The 22875-nt window shown below is 70.1% G+C and carries 25 protein-coding genes; 11 read left to right on the top strand and 14 right to left on the bottom strand.

Translation table 11 applies throughout. The features are described 5' to 3' along the window. The coding region (locus tag D7X32_RS31955; protein WP_369333698.1) for an ArnT family glycosyltransferase at positions 1 to 556 on the bottom strand (556 nt) is incomplete at its 3' end. 178 nt (positions 557 to 734) lie between these two features. Between D7X32_RS31955 and D7X32_RS31950 the strand changes: the two genes are divergently transcribed. Beyond that, positions 735 to 1400, top strand: a complete 666-nt coding sequence (locus D7X32_RS31950) for a hydrolase (protein WP_120606356.1) — start codon at positions 735 to 737, stop codon at positions 1398 to 1400. 187 nt (positions 1401 to 1587) lie between these two features. Beyond that, on the top strand, positions 1588 to 2382 hold the full coding sequence (locus tag D7X32_RS31945) for a helix-turn-helix domain-containing protein (RefSeq protein WP_244239297.1): 795 nt from the start codon (positions 1588 to 1590) through the stop codon (positions 2380 to 2382). 30 nt (positions 2383 to 2412) lie between these two features. Here the strand turns inward: D7X32_RS31945 and D7X32_RS31940 are convergent, their stop codons facing one another. Next, entirely contained in the window at positions 2413 to 3162 is a 750-nt protein-coding gene (locus tag D7X32_RS31940) for an SDR family oxidoreductase (protein WP_120606358.1), read from the bottom strand. A 134-nt stretch (positions 3163 to 3296) separates the two neighbouring features. Here D7X32_RS31940 and D7X32_RS31935 point away from each other — a divergent pair, with 134 nt between their 5' ends. Further along, entirely contained in the window at positions 3297 to 4226 is a 930-nt protein-coding gene (locus D7X32_RS31935) for a LysR family transcriptional regulator (RefSeq protein ID WP_120606354.1), read from the top strand. A gap of 44 nt (positions 4227 to 4270) precedes the next feature. Here the strand turns inward: D7X32_RS31935 and D7X32_RS31930 are convergent, their stop codons facing one another. Further along, positions 4271 to 5083, bottom strand: a complete 813-nt coding sequence (locus D7X32_RS31930) for an SDR family oxidoreductase (protein ID WP_120606353.1) — start codon at positions 5081 to 5083, stop codon at positions 4271 to 4273. Between the two features lie 50 nt (positions 5084 to 5133). Here D7X32_RS31930 and D7X32_RS31925 point away from each other — a divergent pair, with 50 nt between their 5' ends. Beyond that, the gene (locus D7X32_RS31925; RefSeq protein ID WP_120606352.1) at positions 5134 to 5529 is read left to right on the top strand and encodes a winged helix-turn-helix transcriptional regulator; all 396 of its coding nucleotides are present in this window, start codon (positions 5134 to 5136) and stop codon (positions 5527 to 5529) included. A gap of 11 nt (positions 5530 to 5540) precedes the next feature. Here the strand turns inward: D7X32_RS31925 and D7X32_RS31920 are convergent, their stop codons facing one another. From D7X32_RS31920 to D7X32_RS31910, 3 genes are all read right to left on the bottom strand, one after another. Continuing rightward, positions 5541 to 6530, bottom strand: coding sequence for a GNAT family N-acetyltransferase (locus tag D7X32_RS31920; RefSeq protein ID WP_244239296.1), 990 nt, complete (start codon positions 6528 to 6530; stop codon positions 5541 to 5543). Between the two features lie 72 nt (positions 6531 to 6602). Beyond that, on the bottom strand, positions 6603 to 7649 hold the full coding sequence (locus D7X32_RS31915) for an acyltransferase family protein (RefSeq protein WP_120606351.1): 1047 nt from the start codon (positions 7647 to 7649) through the stop codon (positions 6603 to 6605). A gap of 156 nt (positions 7650 to 7805) precedes the next feature. Continuing rightward, entirely contained in the window at positions 7806 to 8732 is a 927-nt protein-coding gene (locus D7X32_RS31910) for a GNAT family N-acetyltransferase (RefSeq protein WP_244239295.1), read from the bottom strand. 350 nt (positions 8733 to 9082) lie between these two features. Between D7X32_RS31910 and D7X32_RS31905 the strand changes: the two genes are divergently transcribed. Continuing rightward, positions 9083 to 10531: a M20 family peptidase gene (locus D7X32_RS31905; protein WP_120606349.1), complete on the top strand. Its 1449-nt coding sequence runs from the start codon at positions 9083 to 9085 to the stop codon at positions 10529 to 10531. A 29-nt stretch (positions 10532 to 10560) separates the two neighbouring features. On the opposite strand, the gene D7X32_RS31900 is transcribed toward D7X32_RS31905, so the two are convergent. The 3 genes from D7X32_RS31900 to D7X32_RS31890 form a co-directional block, all read right to left on the bottom strand. Next, positions 10561 to 11190: an HAD hydrolase-like protein gene (locus tag D7X32_RS31900; RefSeq protein WP_120606348.1), complete on the bottom strand. Its 630-nt coding sequence runs from the start codon at positions 11188 to 11190 to the stop codon at positions 10561 to 10563. 22 nt (positions 11191 to 11212) lie between these two features. After that, positions 11213 to 11785, bottom strand: coding sequence for a tRNA-uridine aminocarboxypropyltransferase (locus tag D7X32_RS31895; RefSeq protein ID WP_120606347.1), 573 nt, complete (start codon positions 11783 to 11785; stop codon positions 11213 to 11215). A gap of 102 nt (positions 11786 to 11887) precedes the next feature. Continuing rightward, positions 11888 to 12883, bottom strand: a complete 996-nt coding sequence (locus D7X32_RS31890) for an MBL fold metallo-hydrolase (RefSeq protein ID WP_208752603.1) — start codon at positions 12881 to 12883, stop codon at positions 11888 to 11890. An 87-nt stretch (positions 12884 to 12970) separates the two neighbouring features. Here D7X32_RS31890 and D7X32_RS31885 point away from each other — a divergent pair, with 87 nt between their 5' ends. Further along, positions 12971 to 13894: a LysR family transcriptional regulator gene (locus D7X32_RS31885; protein ID WP_120606345.1), complete on the top strand. Its 924-nt coding sequence runs from the start codon at positions 12971 to 12973 to the stop codon at positions 13892 to 13894. A gap of 21 nt (positions 13895 to 13915) precedes the next feature. Here the strand turns inward: D7X32_RS31885 and D7X32_RS31880 are convergent, their stop codons facing one another. Continuing rightward, complete coding sequence (locus D7X32_RS31880) at positions 13916 to 16741, bottom strand: glycoside hydrolase family 38 N-terminal domain-containing protein (protein WP_120606344.1); 2826 nt, start codon at positions 16739 to 16741, stop codon at positions 13916 to 13918. A gap of 143 nt (positions 16742 to 16884) precedes the next feature. Beyond that, entirely contained in the window at positions 16885 to 17250 is a 366-nt protein-coding gene (locus tag D7X32_RS31875; RefSeq protein ID WP_120606343.1) for a winged helix-turn-helix transcriptional regulator, read from the bottom strand. A gap of 115 nt (positions 17251 to 17365) precedes the next feature. Between D7X32_RS31875 and D7X32_RS31870 the strand changes: the two genes are divergently transcribed. Further along, complete coding sequence (locus D7X32_RS31870) at positions 17366 to 17800, top strand: DoxX family protein (RefSeq protein WP_120606342.1); 435 nt, start codon at positions 17366 to 17368, stop codon at positions 17798 to 17800. A gap of 53 nt (positions 17801 to 17853) precedes the next feature. Here D7X32_RS31870 and D7X32_RS31865 read toward each other — a convergent pair whose 3' ends face one another. Next, on the bottom strand, positions 17854 to 18219 hold the full coding sequence (locus D7X32_RS31865; RefSeq protein WP_120606341.1) for a cupin domain-containing protein: 366 nt from the start codon (positions 18217 to 18219) through the stop codon (positions 17854 to 17856). Between the two features lie 196 nt (positions 18220 to 18415). Then, the gene (locus D7X32_RS31860; protein WP_120529680.1) at positions 18416 to 18616 is read right to left on the bottom strand and encodes a cold-shock protein; all 201 of its coding nucleotides are present in this window, start codon (positions 18614 to 18616) and stop codon (positions 18416 to 18418) included. A 345-nt stretch (positions 18617 to 18961) separates the two neighbouring features. Between D7X32_RS31860 and D7X32_RS31855 the strand changes: the two genes are divergently transcribed. The 4 genes from D7X32_RS31855 to D7X32_RS31840 are packed head-to-tail and all read left to right on the top strand — an operon-like array spanning position 18962 to position 21822. Next, positions 18962 to 19495 (top strand): periplasmic heavy metal sensor, encoded by a 534-nt coding sequence (locus tag D7X32_RS31855; RefSeq protein ID WP_120606340.1) that lies wholly within the window; start codon positions 18962 to 18964, stop codon positions 19493 to 19495. 30 nt (positions 19496 to 19525) lie between these two features. Next, a complete protein-coding gene (locus D7X32_RS31850) occupies positions 19526 to 19741 on the top strand; it encodes a hypothetical protein (protein WP_120606339.1) in 216 nt (71 codons plus the stop codon). A gap of 15 nt (positions 19742 to 19756) precedes the next feature. After that, positions 19757 to 20437: a response regulator transcription factor gene (locus tag D7X32_RS31845; RefSeq protein ID WP_120606338.1), complete on the top strand. Its 681-nt coding sequence runs from the start codon at positions 19757 to 19759 to the stop codon at positions 20435 to 20437. Then, positions 20437 to 21822: a HAMP domain-containing sensor histidine kinase gene (locus tag D7X32_RS31840; RefSeq protein WP_120606337.1), complete on the top strand. Its 1386-nt coding sequence runs from the start codon at positions 20437 to 20439 to the stop codon at positions 21820 to 21822. The genes D7X32_RS31845 and D7X32_RS31840 overlap by 1 nt, the downstream gene beginning before the upstream one ends. 34 nt (positions 21823 to 21856) lie before the next feature. Here the strand turns inward: D7X32_RS31840 and D7X32_RS31835 are convergent, their stop codons facing one another. Next, positions 21857 to 22699, bottom strand: coding sequence for a carboxypeptidase regulatory-like domain-containing protein (locus D7X32_RS31835; RefSeq protein WP_208752601.1), 843 nt, complete (start codon positions 22697 to 22699; stop codon positions 21857 to 21859). Between the last annotated feature and the right edge of the window lie 176 nt (positions 22700 to 22875).

The raw sequence follows: 22875 nt of genomic DNA, 5'->3' as shown, positions 1-22875 counted from the left end.
CCCGGGTGGCGTGGAAGAGCAGCGCCACCGCCACGGCGTTGCAGCCCGCCAGGGTGCAGTCCGTCACGTCCCCGAAGAAGCGCCCCTGCACGAGCTGCCAGCCAAAGGGCAGCGCCAGGAAGCCCACCGCCCCCAGCGTGGCCCACAGCCGTCCCGCGGGCCTCCGCGCGATGAGGTAGATGGCGGCCCCCGCGGCCAGGTGGCCCAGGAGCGAGGCCAGCCGCAGCGCCAGCGGCGTCACCCCCACGACGTGCATCATCAGGGCCCCGAACCAGAAGGGGCCCGTGGGCTTGTGCATCCAGATGTGCGCGGCCCACCAGTGCCGGATGTCGCTCGGGTAGAGCGGGTCCTTGTAGATGTGCGGCGTGAAGAAGGTGTCGTGCGTGCCGCGCGCGGCGGCCTGATGCATCGCCTCGTCCCAGTTGTAGATGGCGGGATGGGCCAGGTGCGGCGCGAGCTGCGTGAGCCCCCAGACCACGAGCGCCACGACAATCAGGCCGTCGAGCTTCGTCCGGGAGGGGTCTGGGGTGGGGGCGGTCTGGAGGTGGGCGCTCATCGGAAGGGAGAGGAATTGACCACCCACTTCCCGGGACCGCAAGCCGCACGCGCTGGCCGCCAGGCCTGATTCCGGAGCAGGAACGGACCAGACGCCGCAGGCCTGGACCGTGTTTCCGCTCCAGGGTTCGGGCCCAATGTCCGTCCCCTCGTCATTCCTCCCCAGGAGTCTCCAGACCATGAGCACGACCCAGTCCTCTTCCCACCGCGGGCTCGACGCCCTGCTGACGCCCCAGAACAGCGTGCTGGTGCTGATCGACCATCAGCCCTACCAGTTCGCCAACCTGCACAGCCACGAGCCGACGATGGTGCTCAACAACGTCGTCGGACTGGCCAAGGCGGCCAAGGTCTACAAGGTGCCGACCCTCCTCACCACGGTCCTCGAGGAGCGCGGCGGCTACCTGATCAAGGGCCTGCAGGACGTGTTCCCCGAGCAGAAGCCCATCGACCGCACCTTCATCAACACCTGGGAGGACCGCCGCGTGGTGGACGCGGTGAAGAAGACGGACCGGAAGAAGCTGGTGATCGCCGCGCTGTGGACGGAGATCTGCCTGGCCATGCCCGCCATCCAGGCGGCGGGCGAGGGCTTTGACGTCTACGCCGTCACCGACGCCTCGGGCGGCGTCAGCCGCGAGGCGCATGACATGGCGGTGCGCCGCATGCAGATGGCCGGAGTGACGCCCATCACCTGGATGGCGGTGGTCGCCGAATGGCAGCGCGACTGGGCCCGCGAGGAGAGTGCCGCCCAGCTCGCCGGCGTGCTGGCCGAGCACGGCGGCGGCAGCGCCGTGGCCTTCGCCTGGGAGCTCCAACTGCTGGCGGGCCGGACCGGCCGGGGCGTCTGAACGCGGCCCTCCCCGTCGGGGGATGACTCGCTTCCCCACTGCTGACATCGTTCTCCTGAAGGATGGCCCCCGTCGTCAGGGGATTCGGGAGAACGATGCCGTGGAGACACGCGCTGAACGGCTGAGCCCCCTGCCGGAGAACGTGGTTGGCATTTCCGTCAGCCGGCGGAAATGGAATGGCGTCTGCGTGGATGTGAACGAGATCCGCTGTTCGGGTCGAGCCGAGCATCCGCTGTGCCTGGAGGGCCAGACACGCCTGAGCGCGCTGTTGGAGGAAGTCGGGTCGCCCTGCGAGCCCCGCCTGCGGGAAGGCAGGCCCTGCGCCATCGGTTACGTTCCCCGGCAGCTGAACCTCATGCCCGCCGGAATGCCGCTGTGGGGCTACAGCGCCGATTCACGCATGGTGCGCGATGCCGTGCTCACGTTCGACCTGAAGGACCTGGGGGAGCGCCTGGGCCAATCGTTGGGCCCCGCCGAGCTGGGTGCGCCGAGGCTGCGCTTCGCCGATGACCGGCTCTGGACGCTGATGCGGTTGCTCGCCGAGGCGGTGGATGACGACGACCCCGCCGCTCAGCTCTACGGCGACGGACTGATCGCCGCCATCTTCGCCATGCTGGGCTCACGCCGTGGGGAGCGCCCCTCGACGCGCAAGGGTCTGGCGCGGTGGCAGCTGCGGCGGGTGCTTGATTACCTGGAGTCGCGCCTGCCCGAGCGGGTCGAGTTGTCGGAACTGGCGGGGCTGGTGGACCTGTCACAGGCGCACTTCAGCCGCGCCTTCAAGGCCTCCACCGGCGTGGCGCCCTATCAATGGCAGCTGCAGGCCCGCCTCCAGCGCGCACAGGCGATGATGCTGACCACGCCCACGTCGTTGGAGCGCATCGCCGAAGCGACAGGCTTCGCCGATGCGGTGCACTTCGGCAAGGCCTTCCGGAGGGCCCACGGCACCACCCCCGCGAGGTGGCGCCGGGACCGGAAGCGCTGACGGCGCCGAAGGTGTCGCAGGCAGAGCGACTCAGACGAGCCGGTGTCCGCCATCCACATGCAGGACGGAGCCGGTGGTGAAGCCGTTCTCCATCAGGAAGCACACGGCCTGGGCGATGTCGTCCGGCTGTCCCACGCGGCCCACGGGCAACCGCAGGGCCATCGCCTCCAGCCGCTCCTGCTTCGCGGCTCCAGCGATGCGCTCCCAGATGGGTGTGTCCACCCAGCCCGGTGAGACCGCGTTGACGCGGAGGGGCGCCAGCTCGATGGCCAATGCGCGCGCGAGCGCTTCCAGCGCGCCATTGACCGCGGCGACCACCGCCCCCCGGACCGCGGGACGGTGCGCCGCGATGCCCGACGTCAACGTCAGGGAGCCTCCCGCCTCCATCCGTCCCGCCGCGTGCTTGGCCAGGAGCAGCGAGCTGAGCAGCTTGGAGTCGAGGGTGCGCCGCACGGCGTCCACGTCCAGTTCCCTCACGGGCTGATACGTCACGTCCGCCACGGTGGTGACCAGATGGCCGAAGGCGCCCACCGTGTCGAAGAGCCGCTCCACCTCCGGCTCCCGGGTGACATCCGCGACATGGGCTTCAAGGCGGTCGCTCCCGGCCCCCAGGTCCGCCACGGCTGCGTCGAGCTTCTGCTTCGAGCGGCCCACGATGGCCACCCGCCCTCCCCGCCTGAGCACCTCGCGGGCCACGCCCTGCCCGATGCCAGAGCCGCCTCCCACGACGATGACCTTCTTCGGAATGACATCCTTCGGGTCCACGGTGGCCACGGTCATGGTCATCCTCCCTGGGGCCTCGATGACGCGCACGTCACCGGGCTGTTAGATGCGGTCAGGGTTCCACGGCGCGCGGGTGCGCCGGAAACGGGAAGTTCCGCTCAGGGGCTTCGGAATCTCCGAAGGGACAGGCCATGCGACTCAGGCAATTGGAGACGTTCCGCACCGTGGCACGCACGCTCAATTTCCGGCGCGCGGCGGAGCGCCTGCACTACGCCCAGTCGAGCGTGACCGAACAGGTGCAGGGTCTGGAGTCCGACCTGGGCGTGCCCCTCTTCGACCGGACGGGACGCAAGCTCCGCCTCACCGAGGCCGGCACGCGGCTGCTGACGTACGCGGACCAGATGCTGTCCCTCGAGGAAGCGGCCCGCGCCGCCGTCACGGGGCAGGATGCGGCGCCCTCCGGCCCGCTGACCCTCCGGGCGCCGGAGACGCTTTGCGCCCGGCGGCTGCCCCCGTTGTTGACGGCCTTCCATGCACGCCATCCCCAGGTGCGGCTGACGGTGCAGCCCGCGGGACGGGCCGACGTCCGCCGGGGCTTGCAGGAAGCGGAAATCGACCTGGGCCTCTTCCTGGGCGCAGTGCCGCGAGGGCTCGACGTCGCGTGCGAGGAGATCTCTCGCGAGCCCCTGTGTCTCGTGGCGCCTCCTGGCCATGCCCTGGCCGGACGCCCGAGCGTGACGGCCGTGGAGCTCGCGGACCGCGCCTTCATCTCCACGCAGACGGGGTGCGCGTACCGCGACGTGTTCGAGAGCGCCTGGGCGGAGGCGGGCCCCCTGCCCCAGGTCGTCGCGGAGGTCGGCAGCGTGGCGGCGGTGGCCCGGTGTGTCGCCTCGGGCATGGGGCTCGCGGTGCTGCCCGAGGTGGCGGTGCTGGACGAGCTCGCGCGCGGGGACGTCGTGGCGCTGCGCTGGGACGCACTGCCCTGCGCGGGTGTCTGGATGGCCTGGAACGCACAGCGGCTGTCACCCGCCGCGGTGGCCTTCCTGAGCATGGCCCGCGAGATGCGCGTCGAGGGGGAGAGAAGTTCCGCCTCCGCTCGCCTGCTCACGGCGCACCCCTAGCGGGATGCGAAAAGCGACTCCGGCCACGCGTGCGGCCCGCACCGTCAGACCGTCGGGACCGTTCCACCGTCGATCGCGTACTCACTGCCGTGGATGGACGCGGCGCGCTCCGAGGCGAGGAAGGCGACGAGCTCAGCGACCTCCTCCGGCCATGCCGGACGTCCCAACGGAATGCCTCCGAGCGCGTCCATGATGCTCTGGCGCGCGGCCGCCTCGCCGGTCCCCGCGTGTTCCGAGATCCGCTTCACCAGGGCCTCGGCGGCGGTCGTGCGGATCCACCCAGGAGCAATCGAGTTGACCCGTATCCCCCGTGGACCCAGTTCCTTGGAGAGGGCCTTGCTGTACGTCGACAGCGCGGCCTTCGCGGCGGCATACGCGATGGTCGAATCGGGAAGCGGCAGCCTCCGCTGGATGGAAGAGATGTGCAGCACCACGCCTCTTCCGCGCTCGAGCATGGGCGGGATGAGCGCGCGATCCAGCCGAACCGCCGCCAGCAGGTTGAGTGAGAGCTCGTCCTGCCAGTGCTGCTCGGTGAGCATGGCGAATCCGCCCCCGGGCGCGGAGGAGCCTCCGAGGTTGTGAACCAGGATGTCGATGCCCCCGACCTTGTCCTGGACCTGCCGCACCACCGTGTCCACGCCCTCCGGAGTGCAGAGATCCGCTTGCACGAAGAAGCCGGGAGTCGATTCACCTTCGGGAAGCGCGGTGCGCGCGACCGCGACCGTCACCGCGCCCGCCGCGCTGAGCCGGCGGACGATGGCCTGCCCCGCCCCCTTGGTTTCACCCGTCACGAGCACGCGCTGGTCCGCGAACTCCCGCGGGTCGATGAGAAAGCGAGGGGTTGCTGTTGTCGACACGGGTTTCTCCTATCGGGGGACGCGGATAGGAATGTCGCTAGACTCACCCGATGACAAGAGCGCACGAAGAAGTGGGGGACTCACCGGCGGGTAAGTATGAGGAGCCCCCGACTCCCGAGGCGGCCGCGGCGCGGGTCGAGGAGATCCTCGGACTGCTCGAAGGCCGCTGGAAGCTCGTGATCCTCTTTCAGCTCTTCGGGGGCCGGGTGGTGCGCTTCTCGGAGTTCGAACGCGCCATTCCTGGCATCTCCCAGAAGATGCTCGCCCAGCAACTGAGACAGCTGGAACGGGATGGGTTGGTGCACAGGGTCGTGTATGCGGAGGTCCCGCCGCGTGTCGAATATCGACTCACCCGGTGGGGGCAGTCGCTGTGCCCGGCGCTCGATGGACTGCTCCGATGGGCCGCGACGCGCGAAGCGCCCACCGGGGAGGTCTCCGGATCCTGATGCCGTGGCGCTCAGCTCCGAGGCGCGCGATACGCCGGAAAGTAGCCCCCGGCGCAGCGGCCTTCCGAAAGGCTGGCATACACCGACGGCTCGCAGATGATCTCGTGGGTGTGGAGATGGGAGCTCGCGTTCGCGAAGCTCCGCTTGAATTGCTCCAACCCGTCGCCCGGCCGCACGCCGCCGCCCAGGTGGAACGGCAATCCCAGCTGGATGCTGAGGTCCACCAGCGCGCCGAAGACGGTGTTCTTGGCCGGTGAGCGCGCCAGGTCCCCATCCGCGGTCCCGCCCAGGTAGTAATGCAGCACGCCGTCGCTGGTGACCCCCACCCCCGAGGAGGCGATGTGGCCATCCGGTGCGCGGGTCGTCGCGAGCCAGGCCACCGGGGAGGAGAACAGCTCCTCGAAGTACGCATCGGAGAAGAAGTACCGGGACTGGGCTCCGTCGCGGACCATGGTCTGCCGGTAGACGTCCTTGAAGCCCTCGCGCTCCTCGTGCGAGGCCTCGCGCACGGGACGGCAGGTGCTCACGAAGCCCAGCCGGGTGTTGCGCCGCATCTGCCGGCGCGCCTCCGCCTGGAATTCAATGGGCAGCCGCGGGTCGATGAAGAACACCTCGTTGCGCTCCGTCCCGTCCGCGAAACACCGGGGCCCCGCGACACGGTCGCGCACGAAGAAGCTGACGAGCCCGGTGTCCGTCCAGTCCACCGCCTCCTTCGGCACCTCGCGCAAGCCATCCATCCGCCCGCCGGGATAACCGTAGGGAGAGGTGGCGTCCCGGTAGGGCGTTCCCTCGATGGGCCGCACGATGAGCGGCATCCGCAGCGCGTGTCCCTCGCCGTCTTCGATGACCAGCGTATGCGTCGCGCCCTCGGCCCGCAGGTGGTGTCCGGAGCGGAAGTAGTCCTCCGACACGGCGGAGCTTCCCGCGTCAGGAACCAGGACGGCGCGGCACGGTTTCAGGCTCGGAGAGGTGAGCCGCGTGGCTTCGGTGTGGTTCATCATTCGAGCAATTCCTTTCAAGGAGCGACGCAAAGCCCGCCGTCTCCCGCGCTCACGCCGAGCGCACGGAGGCCCTCATGCGATGTGGGGTGGGACCGCTGTCCGGGCCTGGGCCTTCCGCCGCCACTGCCGGTAACCGCGCAGCGCGGGCTGCTCGACGCGGTAGGTGATGAAGATGGCCAGCAGGAACCCGGCCGCCAACGCGACCGCGATGGCTGCCTCCGGGCGCCAACCCGCGGCCTCCAGCCGCCGGATGAGGACGTAACCGATGTTCTGGTGGACCAGGTAGAACGGATAGGAGATGAACCCCATGAAGAGCAGCGGGCGCCAGGTGAGCCAGCGCAGCCAGCCCCGGGACAACGCGTAGGCGATGCCCAGCACGACCCCGAACACGGGGACGGGAGCCTCGCTCCCCACGAGCACCTCATGCGCAAGGCTGACGCCCACGAGCGCCAGCGCGGAGGGGACGGAGAGCTCGCCGCGGCTCTGCTTGAAGGCCAGCACGCCCAGCGCGAAGTACTGCAGGTGCGGCCGGCTCGCGAGCCGCGCGACGAAGGTCATCCCCATTGACTGGGCAGCCAGTTCGGCCAGGGTCTGCAGCACGACCAGCACGATGAAGATGGGGATGATCCTGGGCAGCGTCCGAGTGGACGCGAGCACGAACATCAACAGGTAGAAGGACAGCTCGATGGTCAGCGTCCAGTACACGGTGTCCACATGCGGGACGCGAAGCAGCTCGTGAAACATGGTCAGGTTGACCAGGGCCGTCTGGAGGCTGAATTCCCGCTCCGGCAGACCGAACAGCGTCACCACCGTGAAGGTGAGCGCGACGGCCGTCCAATAGGACGGGTAGAGCCGGGCCGCGCGGCTCCACACGAAGTCCCGGGCCCGCTCGATGCGCTCCAGCGACATCAGGATGACGAAGCCGCTGATGGCGAAGAAGAGCTGGACCCCATACTTCCCGAAGCGCATCTCCCACAGGGGGACGGAGTGGCCGTAGAGGTCGCTGTATTCAGCCGTGAAGTGATACAGCGCGACCGCCAGCGCCGCGAAACCCCGGAGCGCGTCCAATTCCACCAGACGCGGCGGGCTCGCATCCGAGGCGGCAGGAATGCTGGTCATCCGGGTTCATCCTTCCTGGACTCCTCCGGTCAACCCACGGAGCGGTCCAACGGTAGGTGTCTCCCGGTGTTCTCACCATGCGCCCTTCAGTCGCGGGCATGTGTCACGCCGTCCGCACCCGTCAGCCCTCGCGTCGTGGGCCCCCACATTTGTGTTTCAATGCCGTGGCGCGCGGTAGGCGGGGAAGAAATCGCCGCCAGAGCGCCCTTCCGACAGATGGGCATACACCGCCGGCTCACAGATGAGTTCGTGCGTATGCAGGCGGGAGCTGGCGTTCGCGAGGCTCCGCTTGAACTGCTCCAGACTGTCACCCGGCCGGACACCGCCCCCCAGATGGAGCGGGACCCCGAGCCGAGTGCAGAGCTCGACCAGCGTTCCAAAGACATTCTTGGCCGGTGAGCGCGGCAGGTGCGCATCCACCGTTCCGCCCAGGTAGTAGTGCAGCATGCCGTCGCTGCTGACGCACAACGCGGCGGAGGCCACGTCCCCTTCCGGTGCATGCGTCGTCACCAGCCAGGCGCAGGGCGAAGCGAACAGCTCCTCGAAGTAGGCGTCGGAGAAGAAGTACCGGGGGCTCGCCCCTTCGCGAACCATGGTCTGCCGGTAGGCCGCCTGGAAGCCCTCCCGCTCCTCGCGTGACACCTGCCGCGCCTCACGCGCGGTGCTCACGAAACCCAGCCGGAGGTTGCGCCGGATGTGCCGGTAGTGATTCTCCCGGAACTCGACCGGCAGGCGCGGGTCGATGAGGAACACCTCGTTGCGCTCCGTCCCGCCCGCGAAGCAACGGGGGCCCGCGACGCGGTCGCGCACGAAGATGCTGACCAGCCCCGTGTCCGTCCAGTCCACCGCCTCCTTCGACACCTCCCGGAGCCCGTCCAACACGCCACCGGGAAATCCATACGGGGAGATGGCATCGAGGTACGGCGTTCCCTCGATGGGCCGCACGATGAGCGGCACCCGCTGCGCGTGTCCCTCACCGTCCTCGATGACCAGCGTATGCGTCACATGTTCGGCCCGCAGGTGGTGCGCGGAACGGAAGTAGTCCTCCGACAGCGCCAACGCCCCCTGGTCAGGGACGAGCACGGCCCTTGTTCGCATCATCCGCATGTCTGCGCCCCCTCAATCCGCTGCCCACGTCCGCGACGGCCTCCATGAAACCGGACCGGCCGGAGATTCGTATTGAATCCCAGCGCGGAAACCGGCCTTCCGCCGATGTCGTCATCGTGTTTCACTTTATTTCTGGCTTTCCCGTTGCAGGGTAGCCGCATGGACTCTCCGCCGGACCCGGCCGCCGGGACATCCCGGCTGTTGGAATCCTGGCGTCGAAGCCCCACGGCCTCGCCCTGGCGTCGGGGGCTCGCGTGCGGTGGAGGGCGTTTGCGCGCCGCGCCTGCTGCTACGCTCAGCGGCCTCCTCCCTGGAACTCCGAGCCGATGAAGCGCGTCCTCCTTGTCCTGCTGCCCCTCGTCCTGCTGCTCGTGGGCGTCCTCGTCGTCCGCACGCTGCGCTTCGGTTCCCGGCAGGTGTCCGCCGAGCCCGCCGAGGACTTCCCGGTGGATGCCGCCACAGCCGCGGGCCGGCTCGCCGAGGCGCTGCGCCACCGCACCATCGCCACCTCCGACGGCATGCGCGCGGACGACGCCGCCTTCCAGTCACTGCACGACCAGTTCGTCGCCCAATACCCCCAGGTGCACGCGCAGCTCGCACATGAGGCCGTGGGCGCGCATGCGCACCTCTACACCTGGAAGGGTTCGGAGCCCGGCCTGGCGCCCGTGCTGCTGATGGGCCACCTGGACGTGGTGCCCGTGGAGGCGGAGGCCACCTGGCGCCACCCGCCCTTCGGCGGCGTCGTGGCGGACGGCTACGTCCACGGGCGCGGGGCGCTGGACGACAAGGGCAGCGTGCTCGCCATCCTGGAGGCCGTGGAGGGTCTGCTCGCCCAGGGCTACCACCCCCGCCGCACGGTAATGCTCGCCTTCGGCGCGGACGAGGAGGTGGGAGGCCGCGACGGCGCCGCCCGCGTGGCCGCGCTGCTGCGTGAGCGTGGCGTGCGGCTGGAGTCGGTGCTGGACGAGGGAGGCCCCATCGGCGTGGGGCTCGTGCCCGGCGTGGCCGCGCCGGTGGCGCTGGTGGGCGTGGCGGAGAAGGGCTCCGGGCGCGTGGAGCTGGTGGTGCGGAGCGCGGGCGGACACGCGTCCATGCCCCCGCGGCAGACGGCCGCGAACACCCTCGCCCAGGCCCTGGTGCGGCTGGAGGAGCACCCCTTCAAGCCCGAGCTGCGCGGCGGGACGCGGGCGCTGTTCGACTACATGGGGCCGGAGATGGGCTTCGGCATGCGCCTGCTATTCGCCAACACCTGGCTCTTCTCCCCTGTCATCGAGCGGCAGATGGCCGCGTCCCCCTCCACGAACGCCAGCATCCGCACCACCTTCGCGGCCACGATGCTGGAGGGCAGCCCGAAGCCCAACGTGCTGCCCTCGCAGGCGCGCGCGGTGCTCAACGTCCGCCTCCTGCCGGGCGACAGCCTGGAGGACGTGCGCACCCACGTGCGCAAGGTGGTGGATGACCCCCGCGTGGAGTTGGCCGCGGAGGGCGACGAGGCTTCGCCGGTGTCGCGCCTGGACACGGAGGGCTGGCGGCAGCTGCAGCGCAGCATCCGGCAGGTGTTCCCGGACGTGCTGGTGGCGCCCTTCCTCACCGTGGCGGCCACCGACGCGCGCTACTTCCATTCCTTGAGCGACAGCGTGTACCGCTTCGTGCCGGTGCGCATGAACCGCGAGGACCTCACGCGGATGCACGGCCGTGACGAGCGGCTCTCTGTCGAAGAGCACGCCGCCGCCATCCGCTTCTACGCACAGTACCTGCGCAACACCTCGCGCTAGCAGGGTGTCACCGCCGCGGGGCGCCCCCGTTACGCCGCGACGGCCTGAAGGATCTCGTCGAGGCGGGTGAAGACGACCGTGGGCGCGCGCGAGCGCAGCAGCGCCTCCGTCGCGTAGCCCCACGTCACCGCGGCGGTGGCGATGCCCTCGGCCGCCGCGGCCTCGATGTCGCGCGCCTCGTCGCCCACGGAGAGGGCTTCGGTGGGACGCACGCCGGCGGCCTTCAACACCTTCCGGAACTTGGCGCGCTTGCCGAAGATGCCCGCGCCGCAGGCGTAGTGGCGGATGCGCGCGGACGCCACCGGCCCCAGCACGCGCCGCACGTTCTCCTCCGCGTTGGAGCTCACCACGGCGAGGGTGATGCCCCGCGCCTGCAACTGTTCGAGCATCGCCTCCACGCCCGGGAAGAGCGGGATGCGGTGCACGTCCTGCGCGACGCGCTTGCGCATGTGCGCGGCGATGAAGGGCAGCTTCCACATGGGCACGCCGAGCCGCGCGATGATGGCCCGGCTGTCCAGCCCGCGCAGCAGCTCGAGTTCCTCCGCGCTGACGCTGCGAAAGCCGTAGCGCCGGGCCACGTCGTTGAAGATGCCGCGCATCCAATCCGCGCTGTCCGCGAGCGTCCCGTCGAAGTCGAAGATGAGCAGCCGGTATCCCATGGTCGCGCTCCCGCCCCAGGCCTCAGTTCAGCGTCCCGCAGTCGGCGATGCGCTGCACCCGGAGCGCGGCCAGCCGCACCAGCGGGGCCGCCGCCTCCGGTCCTTCGAGCAGGGCCACCGCGCGGGCGACGGCATCCAGGGTGGACATCCCGGAGGGATGCGAGGTTTCGCGAAGCCGCAGCAACCCGGGCTCTGGCGGAGGCAGCACCAGCCGGGGGAGCGCCCGCAGCTCCGGAAGCCGCTGCGTCATCCGCCGTGCCTGGGACCAGTTCGCGTCCAGCACCACCACCTGCCTCGGCGCGGGGGCGTCCGGCGGCGCGGTGGGACCATCGGGGTAGAGCAGCCAGGTCCCCGGCTCGCAGAGCGCCTCCATGTCGAGCGCCCCGGCCCTCGCACCGTGGATGAGCAGCTTCGCGTTCGCGAGGGCGAGCGCGGCCACGCCCCCCGTGTTGCTCCGCTTCGACACCTCCATCACGTGCTGGAGGAAGAGGAACCGGGTGCGTGTTTCCACCCGGGGAACCTCGTCGCACAGGCACAGGTGCTTCGCGAGGTTGCAACGCGAACAGCGGGGTGGGCGGGCAGCGCGGGGAGGCATCCACCTGTCATCCTGGGCGGGTCCCCGCGCGAAGAAAAGCACTCGTTGCCGGGCCGGCAGGCCGTGGCTCGCGCCTCGGCCCGCCCTGCCCTTCGCCCTCTGTCACCGCTGAAGCGAGGTGTAGTTGGCCGGGATCCACCGGTAGCCCTTTCCGTCCACGGCAAGCCGCCCGAGTCCGGGGAAGGGCATGTGGTCCAGCCCCACCAGGTCGCCGCGCCCCGCGGACTCCGCGAACACCCGCGCGCGCTGGGCCGCGGCCGCACGGGAGTCGGCGTCGTAGGAGACCGTCACCGCGGGCTCGCGCAGCTGCACCGGGCCAAAGTGCATGAGGTCCCCCCACAGGACCAGCCGCTGCCCCTGGCTTTCAACGACGTAGATGCAGTGCCCGGGGGTGTGGCCCGGCGCCGGCACGGCCCGGATGCCCGGGACGAGGACGTCCTTGTCTCCGAACGGCTTCAGCTTCCCCGCGTCCTGGTACGGCACCACCATCGCCCGCGCCTCCTCGAAGAACTTCCGCGCCTCCCCGGCCTTCGCCAGGTTCTCGGGGCTGAGCCAGAAGTCCGTCTCCCGGGCGTGCACCCGGAGGACGGCGTTGGGGAACGCACGGCTCGCGCCCGTCATGAGCCCTCCGGAGTGGTCGGAATGGATGTGCGTGAGCAGCACCATGTCGACCTGCTCGGGCTGATAGCCCGCGGCCCGGAGGCTCTGCTGGAGCCGGCCGCCGACGTCAGGACCGAAGAGGTTTCCCACCCCCGTGTCCACGAGCACGAGCGCCGTACCGGTGTTGATGAGGAAGGCGTTGATGGACGTCTCCACCGGGTCCTGGAGCAGGTCGCGCGCGAGCAGCGCCGTCACCCGCTCCGGTGTCGTGTGCGTCGCGATATCGCGGATGGTCTGGGGAACGGTGCCGTCGGAGAGGGCGGTGACTTCGAAGTCACCCAACCGCATCCGGTAGAAGCCAGGGGCCTGGGTGCGCACCTGGGGCGCCGCCGCGTGAACGGTGGACGGAATCAGTGGCGCGACCGCCAGCCCTCCCAGGGCGAGGACGCGAGCGAGGGAAAGAGAAACAACTCCACGGCGGAAGAGAGGTCTTTTCATGCGCGAGGAGATAGCGACCGGCATGCCCTGCGATAAACAGGCGCTCGGCACACACTCCGTTTCACCCCTGAAACAATGAGGTGGTTGATGGACAGGTTCGCGGCGATGGAGGCCTTCGTCCGCGTGGTGGAGAGCGGCACCTTCACCAAGGCGGCCGACGCGCTGGGCCGCCCGAAGACAGCGGTGACCCGGCTCATCCAGCAGTTGGAGGCGCAGCTGCGGGTGAAGCTGCTTCACCGCACCACGCGCCGCGTGACGGTCACCCCGGAGGGCATGACCTACTACCAGCAGGCGTTGCGGCTGCTGGGGGAGGTGCGCAACCTCGAATCCACGCTGACGCAGTCACGGCGAGGCCCCCGGGGCCGCCTGCGGGTGGAGTCGAGTGGGACCATCTCCCGGCTGCTGCTCATCCCCGCCCTGCCGTCGTTCTACGCGCGCTATCCGCAACTGCAGATCGAGCTGGGGGTGAGCGACCGCGTCGTGGACCTCCTGTCGGACAACGTCGACTGCGCCATCCGGGGCGGTGCCGTGAAGGACGAGTCCCTGGTCGCGCGGCACCTGGGCGACATGGACTATTGGGTTTGTGCGTCACCGCGGTACCTGGAGCGCCACGGCCCGCCGCACCATCCGTTGGAGCTGGCCGGCGCGTCGCACGCGGTGGTGAGCTACTTCGCGTCGCCGAGCGGCAAGCAACTCCCCTTCGTCTTCCAGCGCGGCACGGAGCGGCTGGAGGTGCAGGGCCGCAGCCAGCTCACGCTCAACGAGACCAACGCGTACCTGGGCGCCGGGCTCGCCGGCCTGGGCGTGATGGTCGCCCCTCGCTTCGTGGTGGAGCCCTTCCTGGCCACGGGGGAGCTGGTGCGCGTGCTGGAGGGCTGGCTGCCCGAAGCCCGCCCCGTGTTCCTCGTCTACCCACCCGCGCGGCAGCGGGATGCCGGCCTGCGGGTGTTCATCGACTGGGTGCTGGAGCTGGCCGCCAGCCGAACGAACGTCTGGCGGCGTGACGGCTAGCAGCCCCCTTCCGCGCCGACCTCAGCCCCCCTGGGTGCGGCACCACGCGATCCGCAGCGCGGACAGCGCCTGGGGTGACTCCACCGTCACCGTGTCGGTCCCGGCGGGCACGGCCACCAACGACGTCAGCGGCGCTTCGAGCGCGGTGACGGCCTGCGTCTCGGCGCTGCTGGCCTTCCCCAGGAAGGGCAACCGCACCGTGAGCGAGGTGGCCTGGCTGCCCCGCTTCTCGGTGCGCAGAACCAGGCTGGTCGGAATGGCTCCGCTCGTCGTTCCACCGCTCGCTGTCGCACCGCTGGAGGGGCCCCCTTCCGCCCCCGGCGCCTGCACCCGCGCCACGCGGATCATCACGTCCTCCGACTCCACCGGGGTCTCTGTGTTCGTCGCCGTGACCCGGCCCAGCGAAGCGGTTTCCGCCAACGCGGCCTGCTGCGCTTCCCGTCCGCCGGTGATGAGACGCGCCTCCAGCGGAGTGGTGACCGACAGGGCGTCCTTCAGGGGCGTGACGATGCGGGCCGTGCCGTTGGCGAACAGCGGGGGTGCCAGGACGTACTCCTGAACATGCGAGTCGGCGTCGCTGCCGGACGCGCCCCGCCCGCCCGCGGGGGTGTTGCGCAGCACGACGCCGAGCAGGACGCCGTCGCTGTCCAGCGTCCAGGCCGGGATGCCGTGGTGGTAGATGCCTCCGACCGGCTGGCTGCCTTGCTGGAGGCAGGGAAGCACGTAGTCATGGGTGGCGACGAAGGTCGGGCCGGGCCAGTTGGGCACGGGCAGGACGTCCTGCTGGTAGTGCGGCGTGCCGTAGCTGAGCGTCGTGGGCGCGATTCCGCTGTTGCTCACCATGGGGAAGGCCACCACGACCGACATGCCGGAAGGCGAGGCGCCCGTCAGCTTCATCCGCAGGAAGCGCTCTCCCGCCACCAGCGAGTACTCCAGTGTGAACGCGTGGCCACTCTGCTGTTCGGTCACCCGCGCCTGGAAGCGATACCGGAGCGGTCCATACTCCAGCCACACGGCGTCTCCCCCCACGAACGTCGCGGACGTGTTCTGGCTGAACGTGCCATAGACAGGCGGCACGTAGGAGGCGTACGGCTCGTTGCCGAACTGATAGATGTTGCCGGAGTCGGTGTAGAACCGGAGCTGATTGCCCACGCCCAGGGAGGCGAAGAGGCTGGAGCTCCCGCCGTCCCCCCCATACGTGAACTGGCTGATGCCCCACCCGTCCGCCTTGGAGAGGGTCACGTGGATCACCTCGTTCTCCAGCGTCACCGTGTCACCCACGGAGGGCGCCGGATTCACGATGGGGCCGGGAAGCGGCAGGGTGGAGAGGTAGACCGTCTCGTATCCCGCGCTGGGGGGCTCGGCCATGAACAGGATGCCTCCGTCCGCGGACCGCTGGACGGGCACGCCCCCCTTGCTGCCCCGCACGCTCTTCACGGCGTCGAGGCGGTGGTCCCCCGGTGGAGGGGACACCTCCGCCAGCCGTCCGTGGATCCGTTCGAAGCCGAGCGTGTTGCACACGACGGCGGGAAGCTCGGCGGGCTGGGCGGTCGCCACGATGCCCTGCGCGAGCCGCTCCATCCCCTGGTCCAGGACGGCCTTCGCCACCGAGACGCCCTGGCGGCTCAGGGGCAACTGCTCACCGTAGTAGACGTTGTCCGGTGAGGTCCCCGTCACGAAGTCGTGGTGGGAGCTGGGGGCCAACACCTCCCAGCCATTCCAGATCGTGGAGTCGAACGCATCCAGCGAGGAGGCCGCGTAGCCACTGCTCGTGCGAAGGATCGCGCTGATGATCTCCGCGGACATCAGCGCGCGCACCGCCGCGTACTGGTTCCGCTTCAGCTCCGGACGGCTGGCGAAGTAGCCCGTCCAGTAGTTCTGCGCGTTGAGCGGCGCGTTCACCGGAAGCGTGGCACCGCTCGCCAGCACCGCGTCCATGTATGTCTTCCACGTCCCCGTGGTTCCCGGGACGCCGTTCGTGTCTCCGTGGCTGGAGTTGTAGCTCTGGGTCACGTCCAGCCAGCTCAACTCCTCCCCGGTGCTGGTGGTGACGGAAGGCGTGGCGAAGTCGATGCCCACGGGAATGAAGCGCAGGCCGTTCGGCCAGCCGGTGCTGTACTGGCGGACGAATTGATCCACGGTCGTGGCATTGGAGGAGATGTCCGAGGCGTCCAGATAGCCCACCGTGCCGTAGGTATCCGGCATGTAGAGCGCGCTGATGCGGGAGCCGTCACCCGCCGCCCATTGGAAGACCAGGCCGTTTTCGTTCAGCTGCGCCGCGATGGAGGACCCACCAGGTGGAGTCATGGGCGCGGCGCCCGGCGACCCCTGGGGAGAGCCGGGCACGCGGGACAGCCCGGCCGTGGTGAGGCCCATCGCGTTCAGCACCACCGGCAGCTGGGGGTCATGCCCGAAGTCGTCCGGCAGCCACGCCGAGTCGTACAGGCTTCCGCCGAGGCCGGCCCGCTTCGCCCAGGCGCGCCCCACCAGGTAGTTGCGGATGAAGAGCTCTCCCGCGCAGACGAGGTTGTCCGGGGACGTGATGCCACCGCCCATCAGGCAGAAGTCCTCCCCCGCCGCGGCGAAGACCGCGATGCCCGCCGGGTTGTCCCGCGCGTAGCGCTGCAGGTACCCCACCTCCGTCACGGAGAACATGAAGCCGACCCGCTTGGAGAAGAGCGCACCGGCGGCGTTGAAGATGTTCTGGACCGTGTCGCGTCCGTTCTTGGAGCCCAACGCCTGGCTGTTGGAGGCGTAGTACTGGTCGAACGTGTAGACCCAATCCCAATCGATGTGTGTCGTCGGGCAGATGAGGATGCCCTGGGTGAACGGCGTCGCGGCGGTCATGAGCGCATTCCGGGTCGAGGGGGGGACACCCTCCCCTACGCAAGCCAGATGCCATGGAGTGCTCGCGAGGACGGACACCTGTGAAGGGCGCTTGCGCCGCGTCTTTTCAACAAGCGGCTGCGTCAGCCCGGGACGCAGTGCGTTTACTTCGGCCGGGCGGCGCGCTCGAAGTCCTCACGGGCACGTTCAATCTCCGGCCGGTGGCGCTGCGCCCACATCGCGAGCGCCGACACCGGTTCGAGCAGCGTGCGTCCCAGCCGAGTGAGCGCGTAGTCCACGCGAGGCGGCGTCGTCGGGTACACGGTCCGCGTCAGCAGCCCATCCCGTTCGAGCCCGCGCAGCGTGAGGGTCAGCATGCGCTGGGAGATGCCCTCGATGGCGCGCTTGAGGTCGCTGAAGCGCACCGGGCCTTCGCCCAGGTTGACGATGACCATCACGCTCCACTTGTCCCCGACAAGGCTGAGGATTTCGCGCGTGGCGACGCAGTCGTCGTCGTAGCGCCCGGTCATCTTTCCGTGCCCTGGTGACTTCAATGTGCCTCCTTGTCCGGCATCCTCACGGTATGCCAGAGAGACATGGTCACCGTCTGTAACCAGGCACACGGAAGTAACCAGCGGAGCCACGATGAATCCCCTGTCCCCTCCCGTCGGCGTCAGCGCGAAGCCGTCCAAAGCCCTTCACGCCGGCCTGTGGGTCGTCCAGGCGCTGCTGGGCCTCACCTTCGTCGGCTCGGGCATCTGGAAGGCCTTCACGCCGCTTCCGGAGCTGGCCGCGATGATTCCGTGGGCGGGCCAGGTGCCTCCCGCGTTCCTGTATGCGATTGCCGTCATTGACCTGGCGGGCGGGCTGGGAGTCGTCCTGCCCTCGCTCACGCGGATCAAACCGGGACTGACCGTGCTCGCCGCACTGGGCTGCGCGCTGCTCCAGGTCAGCGCCATCGTCTTCCACTTCTCGCGTGGCGAGGCGGCGAACACGCCCTTCAACTTCTTCCTGGTCGCGCTGTCGCTCTTCGTCTTCTGGGGGCGCCGGTCCCGCGCGCCCATCCCGCCCCGGGGCTGACTGAAAGCCCCCCGCTTCACCCGCGGAGGGCAGTCCCTGAGCCCGCCAGCCCGTCAGGCCTTGGCGCTCTTCGGGGCCTCGTGCTCGTCGCGGCCGTGCGCGGAGGACACGGGGCTGGTCGCCTCCACGGCGGAGAAGGTCTCCAACACCTTGTAGGTATGGCTGGCCCCACGCGGCACGAGCCACGAATCCCCCGGGTTGAGCAGGATGGTCTGCCCCTCCAGGTGCAGCTCCGCGCGGCCCTTGAGCACGAAGCCCACGGTCTCGTAGTCACGGGTGCTGGCGGGCTTGGCTTCGGCGGGCGGCTCGTCCTCCCACAGCCGCATGGCCACACGGACGCCGGATGCGAGGTACTTCTGGCCCATCTCCCCCTTGGGGGAATGGCGGCTTTCGACCTTCTTCACGCTGGTGTCGCCCATGTTCGCCTCTCCTGGGAGGCGGCGTGCGGCGCCGCGCTCCTCTTGCGGAGAAGGTAGGGAAGACCCTGGACCTTGGCGGGCCGCGTCGCGGAGGTCGCCCGCCTGCCCTGCGTCCAAAAAGACGAAAGCCCAGCCTCCTTGAGGAGACTGGGCTTCGAAGACTCACCTCAGCGGGTGAGCCAAAGGTTCGGCTGGATCAGGCGGCGCGAACGTTCTGCGCCTGCAGGCCCTTGGGGCCCTTGGTGACTTCGAACTCCACCTTCTGGCCTTCAGCCAGGGTGCGGAAGCCGTCCATGTTGATGGCAGTGTGATGGCAGAAAACGTCCTCGCCATTGTCCTGCGCAATGAAGCCAAAACCCTTCGCGTCGTTGAACCACTTCACGGTACCGAATGCCATTGTGAGTCTCTTCTCTTTCTCTGCTTTGTACAGGTGAGAGGCTCGCGCCTGCCACCGGTGCCGGAACGAACACCGCCCCGGCACGCCGGGCACTCTACCCACTTCCAGCGCGAACACCACTCCTGAGGGTGGAATCTCGCTGGAAGTCGTCCTTCATCCGACACAGCGGCTGAAGTCGAGGCCCGGTTTTGGAACACCCCATGCCCCGCCGGGCATTCCGGAGGCCTTCACACTTCTTCACCGCCCCCGGGCGTGGGCTTCACACCCGCCTTCTACCTTGAGCTCCGTCAGAAACGACACGGGCCCGCCTGGTTGGGGCCCGGCCTGCCTCCTGGAGCCAAGCACATGTTCGGATTCATTTTCGGTACCGCCTGCCTCGCCGGTCTCTTCGCCACCCTGCGCCGGGGGCGCTACGGCTCCTCCCACCACGGCCGCGGGGGCCGCTGGAACACCCGCCCCCGGCTGCGCTGGCTCTTCGAGCGGCTGGAGACGTCGCCCGGCCAGGAGAAGGTCATCGTGAAGGCCGTGGAGAACGTGCGCGAGGCCTTCGCCAAGGTGAAGGACCAGTGGGGCCCCAGCCGCACGTCGCTCGCGGGCTCGCTGCGCGGGGAGCACTTCGACGGCGCCATGCTGCGCGAGCTGTTCAGCCGCCACGACGTGGCGCTGGAGACGCTGCGCAACGCCGTTCAGCACGCCCTGTCCCAGGTGCACGAGGCGCTGGAGCCCAACCAGCGCCGCGAGCTCGCGGACGTCATCGAGCACGGCTGGGGCTACGGCTGGCGCGGCGAGGGCCGGGGCTGGCACGGGCGGCGCTGCGGCGGGTACGGCCGCTGGGGTGGCCGTCCGCACAACGATGACGGCCCCGCGTCCTTCGTCTGAAGCCCCCTGCCCTCTTCCTGGAGATTGCCCATGAGCCACCGTCTGCTCGTCGTCCTCCTCGCCGCGGGTGCCCTCGGAGGCTATGCCTCCGGCTTCGCGAGCCTCGCCCGCCACCACCGCTCCGCCTGCCACCGGGGCGACTGGGGCGGCCCCGCCTACCGCAACGGGATGCCGCCGTACTGGGACTGGCACGCGCCCAGGCCCCAGGACACCTCGGGACCCGCCGACGCACCGGGAGCGCGTTAGGATTCACGTCCGCCCATGCCCACCCGCGTCCTGCTCATCGATGACGACACCCGGATGTTCGAGTTGCTCGCGGAGTACCTCGGGCAGAACGGCATCACCGTCAGCCACGCGCCCGACGGCGGCCGGGGGCTGGCGGCGCTGGAGGCGAACGCCTTCGACGCCGTGCTCCTGGACGTGATGATGCCGGGCATGGACGGCCTGGAGGTGTGCAAGCGCATCCGGGCCAAGAGCCGCATCCCGGTGCTGATGCTCACCGCCAAGGGCGACGAGACGGACCGCGTGGTGGGGCTGGAGCTGGGCGCGGACGACTACCTGCCCAAGCCCTTCGGTCCGCGCGAGTTGCTCGCCCGCCTGCGCGCGGTGCTGCGGCGGGCGCAGCCGGCGGCGGTGGCGGACCGGCTGGAGTCGAGCGGCGTCTCCATCGACGTGTCCGGGCGCGAGGTGCGGGTGGAGGGACGCGCGGTGGAGCTGACGGGCCTGGAGTTCGACCTGCTGCTCGCGCTGGTGCGGCGGGCGGGCCGGGTGATTCCCCGCGACGCGCTCCTGGGCGAGGCGGGCCGCAACGACACGGTGGTGAGCGAGCGCACGGTGGACGTGCACATCTCCCACCTGCGCCAGAAGCTGGGGGACGTGGGCACGCGCCTCATCAAGACGGTGCGCGGCGTGGGCTACGTCTTCGCCAAGGAAGGCACCTGATGGGCTGGGGCCACTGGCATCACGACGAAGAGCCCTGTCTGCCGGGGACCCAGCGGGGGTTCGGCCGCCACGCGCGTCACCACCGCCGGCGCGTGTTCCACCTGGGTAGGCTGGGCTCCTTCGTGCAGGCGCGGCTGCGGCGGCGGCTGTTCGTCATGTTCGGGCTCACCATCCTGGTGACGGTGCTCGTGGTGTCGTGGGTGATGAACCTGACGGGCGGCAACTCCTGGAAGCAGGAGACGGAGCGCATCCGCTCGTTCGTGGGCCACCGCTTCGCGGAGGTGTGGGACGCGCCCGCCGCGCGCGAATCCCTGATGCGGAGCATCTCCACCGACCTGGACGTGGACATCGAGCTGACGGACCTGTCCGGCGCGGTGGTGGCCCGGGGCGGCGCACCGTGCGCGAAGCCGGATGCGTCCATCCCGGTGATGCGGCAGGACACGCAGCTGGGGACGTTGCAGGCGTGCTACCTGCAGACCCGCTCGCGAGGCCCCTGGCGCGCGGTGCTGCCGCTGGGCATCGCGGTGCTGGTGTTGTGGACGGCGGCGGGCGGCATCTCGTTCCGGCTGGCGCGGCCGGTGGACACGCTGGTGAAGGCCACGCAGGAGCTGGGCGAGGGCCGGCTGGGCGCGCGGGCGAGCCTGGACCGCCACACCACCGGCGAGTTCGCGGTGCTCGCCGAGTCCTTCAACGACATGGCGGCCCGCATCGAGAAGCAGATGGCGGATCAACGCGAGCTGCTGGCCGCGGTGTCGCACGAATTGCGCACGCCGCTGGCGCGGCTGCGGGTGCTGACGGAGCTGCTGCGCGACGGCGGGGGCAACCCGCGCACGCTGGACCAGGTGGACCGCGAGGTGGTGGAGCTGGACGCGCTGGTGGGCGAGCTGCTCGCCAGTTCCCGCCTGGACTTCGGGCAGCTCACGCCCAAGGCGCTGGAGGCGGGCGTGCTGGCGGCGCAGGCGCTGGAGCGCGTGGGCCTGTCCGCGACGCTGTTGCAGCCGGAGACGGACGACGTGGCGCTGATGGCGGACGCGACGCTGCTGGGCCGGGCGCTGGTGAACCTGCTCGACAACGCGCGCAAGCACGGCGTGGGAGTGGAGGCGCTCCGGCTGCGGGAGCACGGGAAGGACCACCTGGCCTTCAGCGTGGAGGACCGGGGCCCGGGGCTGCTGCCCGGCGAGGAGACGCGCATCTTCCAGCCGTTCTACCGGAAGGACCGGGGCGGCGAGGCGCGTGAGGCCGGCTCCCTGGGCCTGGGGCTCGCGCTGGTGCAGCGCATTGCCCGGGCCCACGGAGGAGAGACCTTCGCGGAGAACCGGCCCGGCGGCGGCGCGCGCGTGGGCTTCACGGTGCGCAAGGCCGGTCCGCCGGGTGTGCAGGGGTGAAGGGGCCGCGTGGGCGGCCTCTCCCCTTCGCGGACTACTGCTTCGCCTGCGCGTCCGTCGCGGCGAACGCGAACGTCGCCTCCGCAGGCGCGCCGTCCTTCACGGTGACTTCCGCCGTCTTCGTGCCCAGCGTCTCGTGCCACGCCTCCAGCGTGTACGTGCCCGCGGGCAGGCCCGTCAGCGTGAAGGTGCCGTCCGCCGCGGTGGTGGCGAAGTACGGGTTGGGGTTGCTCACCACGTAGGCCGTCATCCACGGGTGCACGTCGCACTTGAGGCGCAGCACCTCCGCGTCCGCCGGCAGCGGCTTCTGCACCGGCGCGCCCGACGGCGGCTGCGCCACGTTGAACAGCGGCCGCGTGCCCACCACGCCGCGCACGTTGTGCAGCGTGCCGTCGCTGTTCTTGAACATCACCTGCTGGCCCGCGACCGCGCCCTGCACGCGCGGCACATAGGTGCACTTGGACTGGTCCACCACCACCGGCGTGGACGGCGCCGCGGACGCGCCCGCGACCGGGCCCTTCACGCGCACGAGCACGTTCTGGAGCTTGCCGTCCTTCACCAGCACGGACTGCTCCTTCTCCGGACGCCCGTCACACGCCGGGTCGACGCTGGGCGCCAGGTCCGCCATCACCGGCGGCGTGCCGGTGAAGGACACCGTGCCCTTCACCACGCCGTTGCCCGCGGGCGCCGGAGCCGCCGCCTCGCCCGTCCCCGCTCCGTCCTTGAGGGCTGGAGGCAAGGCCTGCTGCGTGGGCGCCGCCGGACGCGCGCCAGGCACCTCGGCGGGGGGCGCGGGCGTTTCCTCCTTCTTGCACGCGGGCAGGGCCAGGAGCCCCGCGACACCGACCATCGACAAGCCAAGCAGACGCAGCTTCATGAGGCGGTCTCCTCTGGAGGATTTCGTGATGCGGTGCCCGCCGTCGTAGTGGAAGGCACCGGGCAAGTCCAACAACGCACAGCGCACGGCTACTCGCGGCGGCTCACACTGAACGCGGCCAGCCCCACGAACACCGCCGCGAACGCCAGCAGCGCGGGCACCTCCCACCCCACCGT

Source organism: Corallococcus carmarthensis, from assembly GCF_003611695.1.
Taxonomy (GTDB): domain Bacteria; phylum Myxococcota; class Myxococcia; order Myxococcales; family Myxococcaceae; genus Corallococcus; species Corallococcus carmarthensis.
Note: the sequence above shows the minus strand (reverse complement) of the source record. Positions and strands in the feature narration are given on the sequence as shown.

What these genes read in the sequence shown, in the direction of transcription:
- D7X32_RS31950 (WP_120606356.1), top strand. Translation starts at nt 735, where the DNA reads ATGAGCACGACCCAGTCCTCTTCCCACCGCGGGCTCGACGCCCTGCTG.
- D7X32_RS31940 (WP_120606358.1), bottom strand. Translation starts at nt 3,162, where the DNA reads ATGACCGTGGCCACCGTGGACCCGAAGGATGTCATTCCGAAGAAGGTC.
- D7X32_RS31935 (WP_120606354.1), top strand. Translation starts at nt 3,297, where the DNA reads ATGCGACTCAGGCAATTGGAGACGTTCCGCACCGTGGCACGCACGCTC.
- D7X32_RS31925 (WP_120606352.1), top strand. Translation starts at nt 5,134, where the DNA reads ATGACAAGAGCGCACGAAGAAGTGGGGGACTCACCGGCGGGTAAGTAT.
- D7X32_RS31920 (WP_244239296.1), bottom strand. Translation starts at nt 6,530, where the DNA reads ATGATGAACCACACCGAAGCCACGCGGCTCACCTCTCCGAGCCTGAAA.
- D7X32_RS31915 (WP_120606351.1), bottom strand. Translation starts at nt 7,649, where the DNA reads ATGACCAGCATTCCTGCCGCCTCGGATGCGAGCCCGCCGCGTCTGGTG.
- D7X32_RS31905 (WP_120606349.1), top strand. Translation starts at nt 9,083, where the DNA reads ATGAAGCGCGTCCTCCTTGTCCTGCTGCCCCTCGTCCTGCTGCTCGTG.
- D7X32_RS31900 (WP_120606348.1), bottom strand. Translation starts at nt 11,190, where the DNA reads ATGGGATACCGGCTGCTCATCTTCGACTTCGACGGGACGCTCGCGGAC.
- D7X32_RS31895 (WP_120606347.1), bottom strand. Translation starts at nt 11,785, where the DNA reads ATGCCTCCCCGCGCTGCCCGCCCACCCCGCTGTTCGCGTTGCAACCTC.
- D7X32_RS31890 (WP_208752603.1), bottom strand. Translation starts at nt 12,883, where the DNA reads ATGAAAAGACCTCTCTTCCGCCGTGGAGTTGTTTCTCTTTCCCTCGCT.
- D7X32_RS31885 (WP_120606345.1), top strand. Translation starts at nt 12,971, where the DNA reads ATGGACAGGTTCGCGGCGATGGAGGCCTTCGTCCGCGTGGTGGAGAGC.
- D7X32_RS31880 (WP_120606344.1), bottom strand. Translation starts at nt 16,741, where the DNA reads ATGACCGCCGCGACGCCGTTCACCCAGGGCATCCTCATCTGCCCGACG.
- D7X32_RS31875 (WP_120606343.1), bottom strand. Translation starts at nt 17,250, where the DNA reads ATGACCGGGCGCTACGACGACGACTGCGTCGCCACGCGCGAAATCCTC.
- D7X32_RS31870 (WP_120606342.1), top strand. Translation starts at nt 17,366, where the DNA reads ATGAATCCCCTGTCCCCTCCCGTCGGCGTCAGCGCGAAGCCGTCCAAA.
- D7X32_RS31865 (WP_120606341.1), bottom strand. Translation starts at nt 18,219, where the DNA reads ATGGGCGACACCAGCGTGAAGAAGGTCGAAAGCCGCCATTCCCCCAAG.
- D7X32_RS31860 (WP_120529680.1), bottom strand. Translation starts at nt 18,616, where the DNA reads ATGGCATTCGGTACCGTGAAGTGGTTCAACGACGCGAAGGGTTTTGGC.
- D7X32_RS31855 (WP_120606340.1), top strand. Translation starts at nt 18,962, where the DNA reads ATGTTCGGATTCATTTTCGGTACCGCCTGCCTCGCCGGTCTCTTCGCC.
- D7X32_RS31850 (WP_120606339.1), top strand. Translation starts at nt 19,526, where the DNA reads ATGAGCCACCGTCTGCTCGTCGTCCTCCTCGCCGCGGGTGCCCTCGGA.
- D7X32_RS31845 (WP_120606338.1), top strand. Translation starts at nt 19,757, where the DNA reads ATGCCCACCCGCGTCCTGCTCATCGATGACGACACCCGGATGTTCGAG.
- D7X32_RS31840 (WP_120606337.1), top strand. Translation starts at nt 20,437, where the DNA reads ATGGGCTGGGGCCACTGGCATCACGACGAAGAGCCCTGTCTGCCGGGG.
- D7X32_RS31835 (WP_208752601.1), bottom strand. Translation starts at nt 22,699, where the DNA reads ATGAAGCTGCGTCTGCTTGGCTTGTCGATGGTCGGTGTCGCGGGGCTC.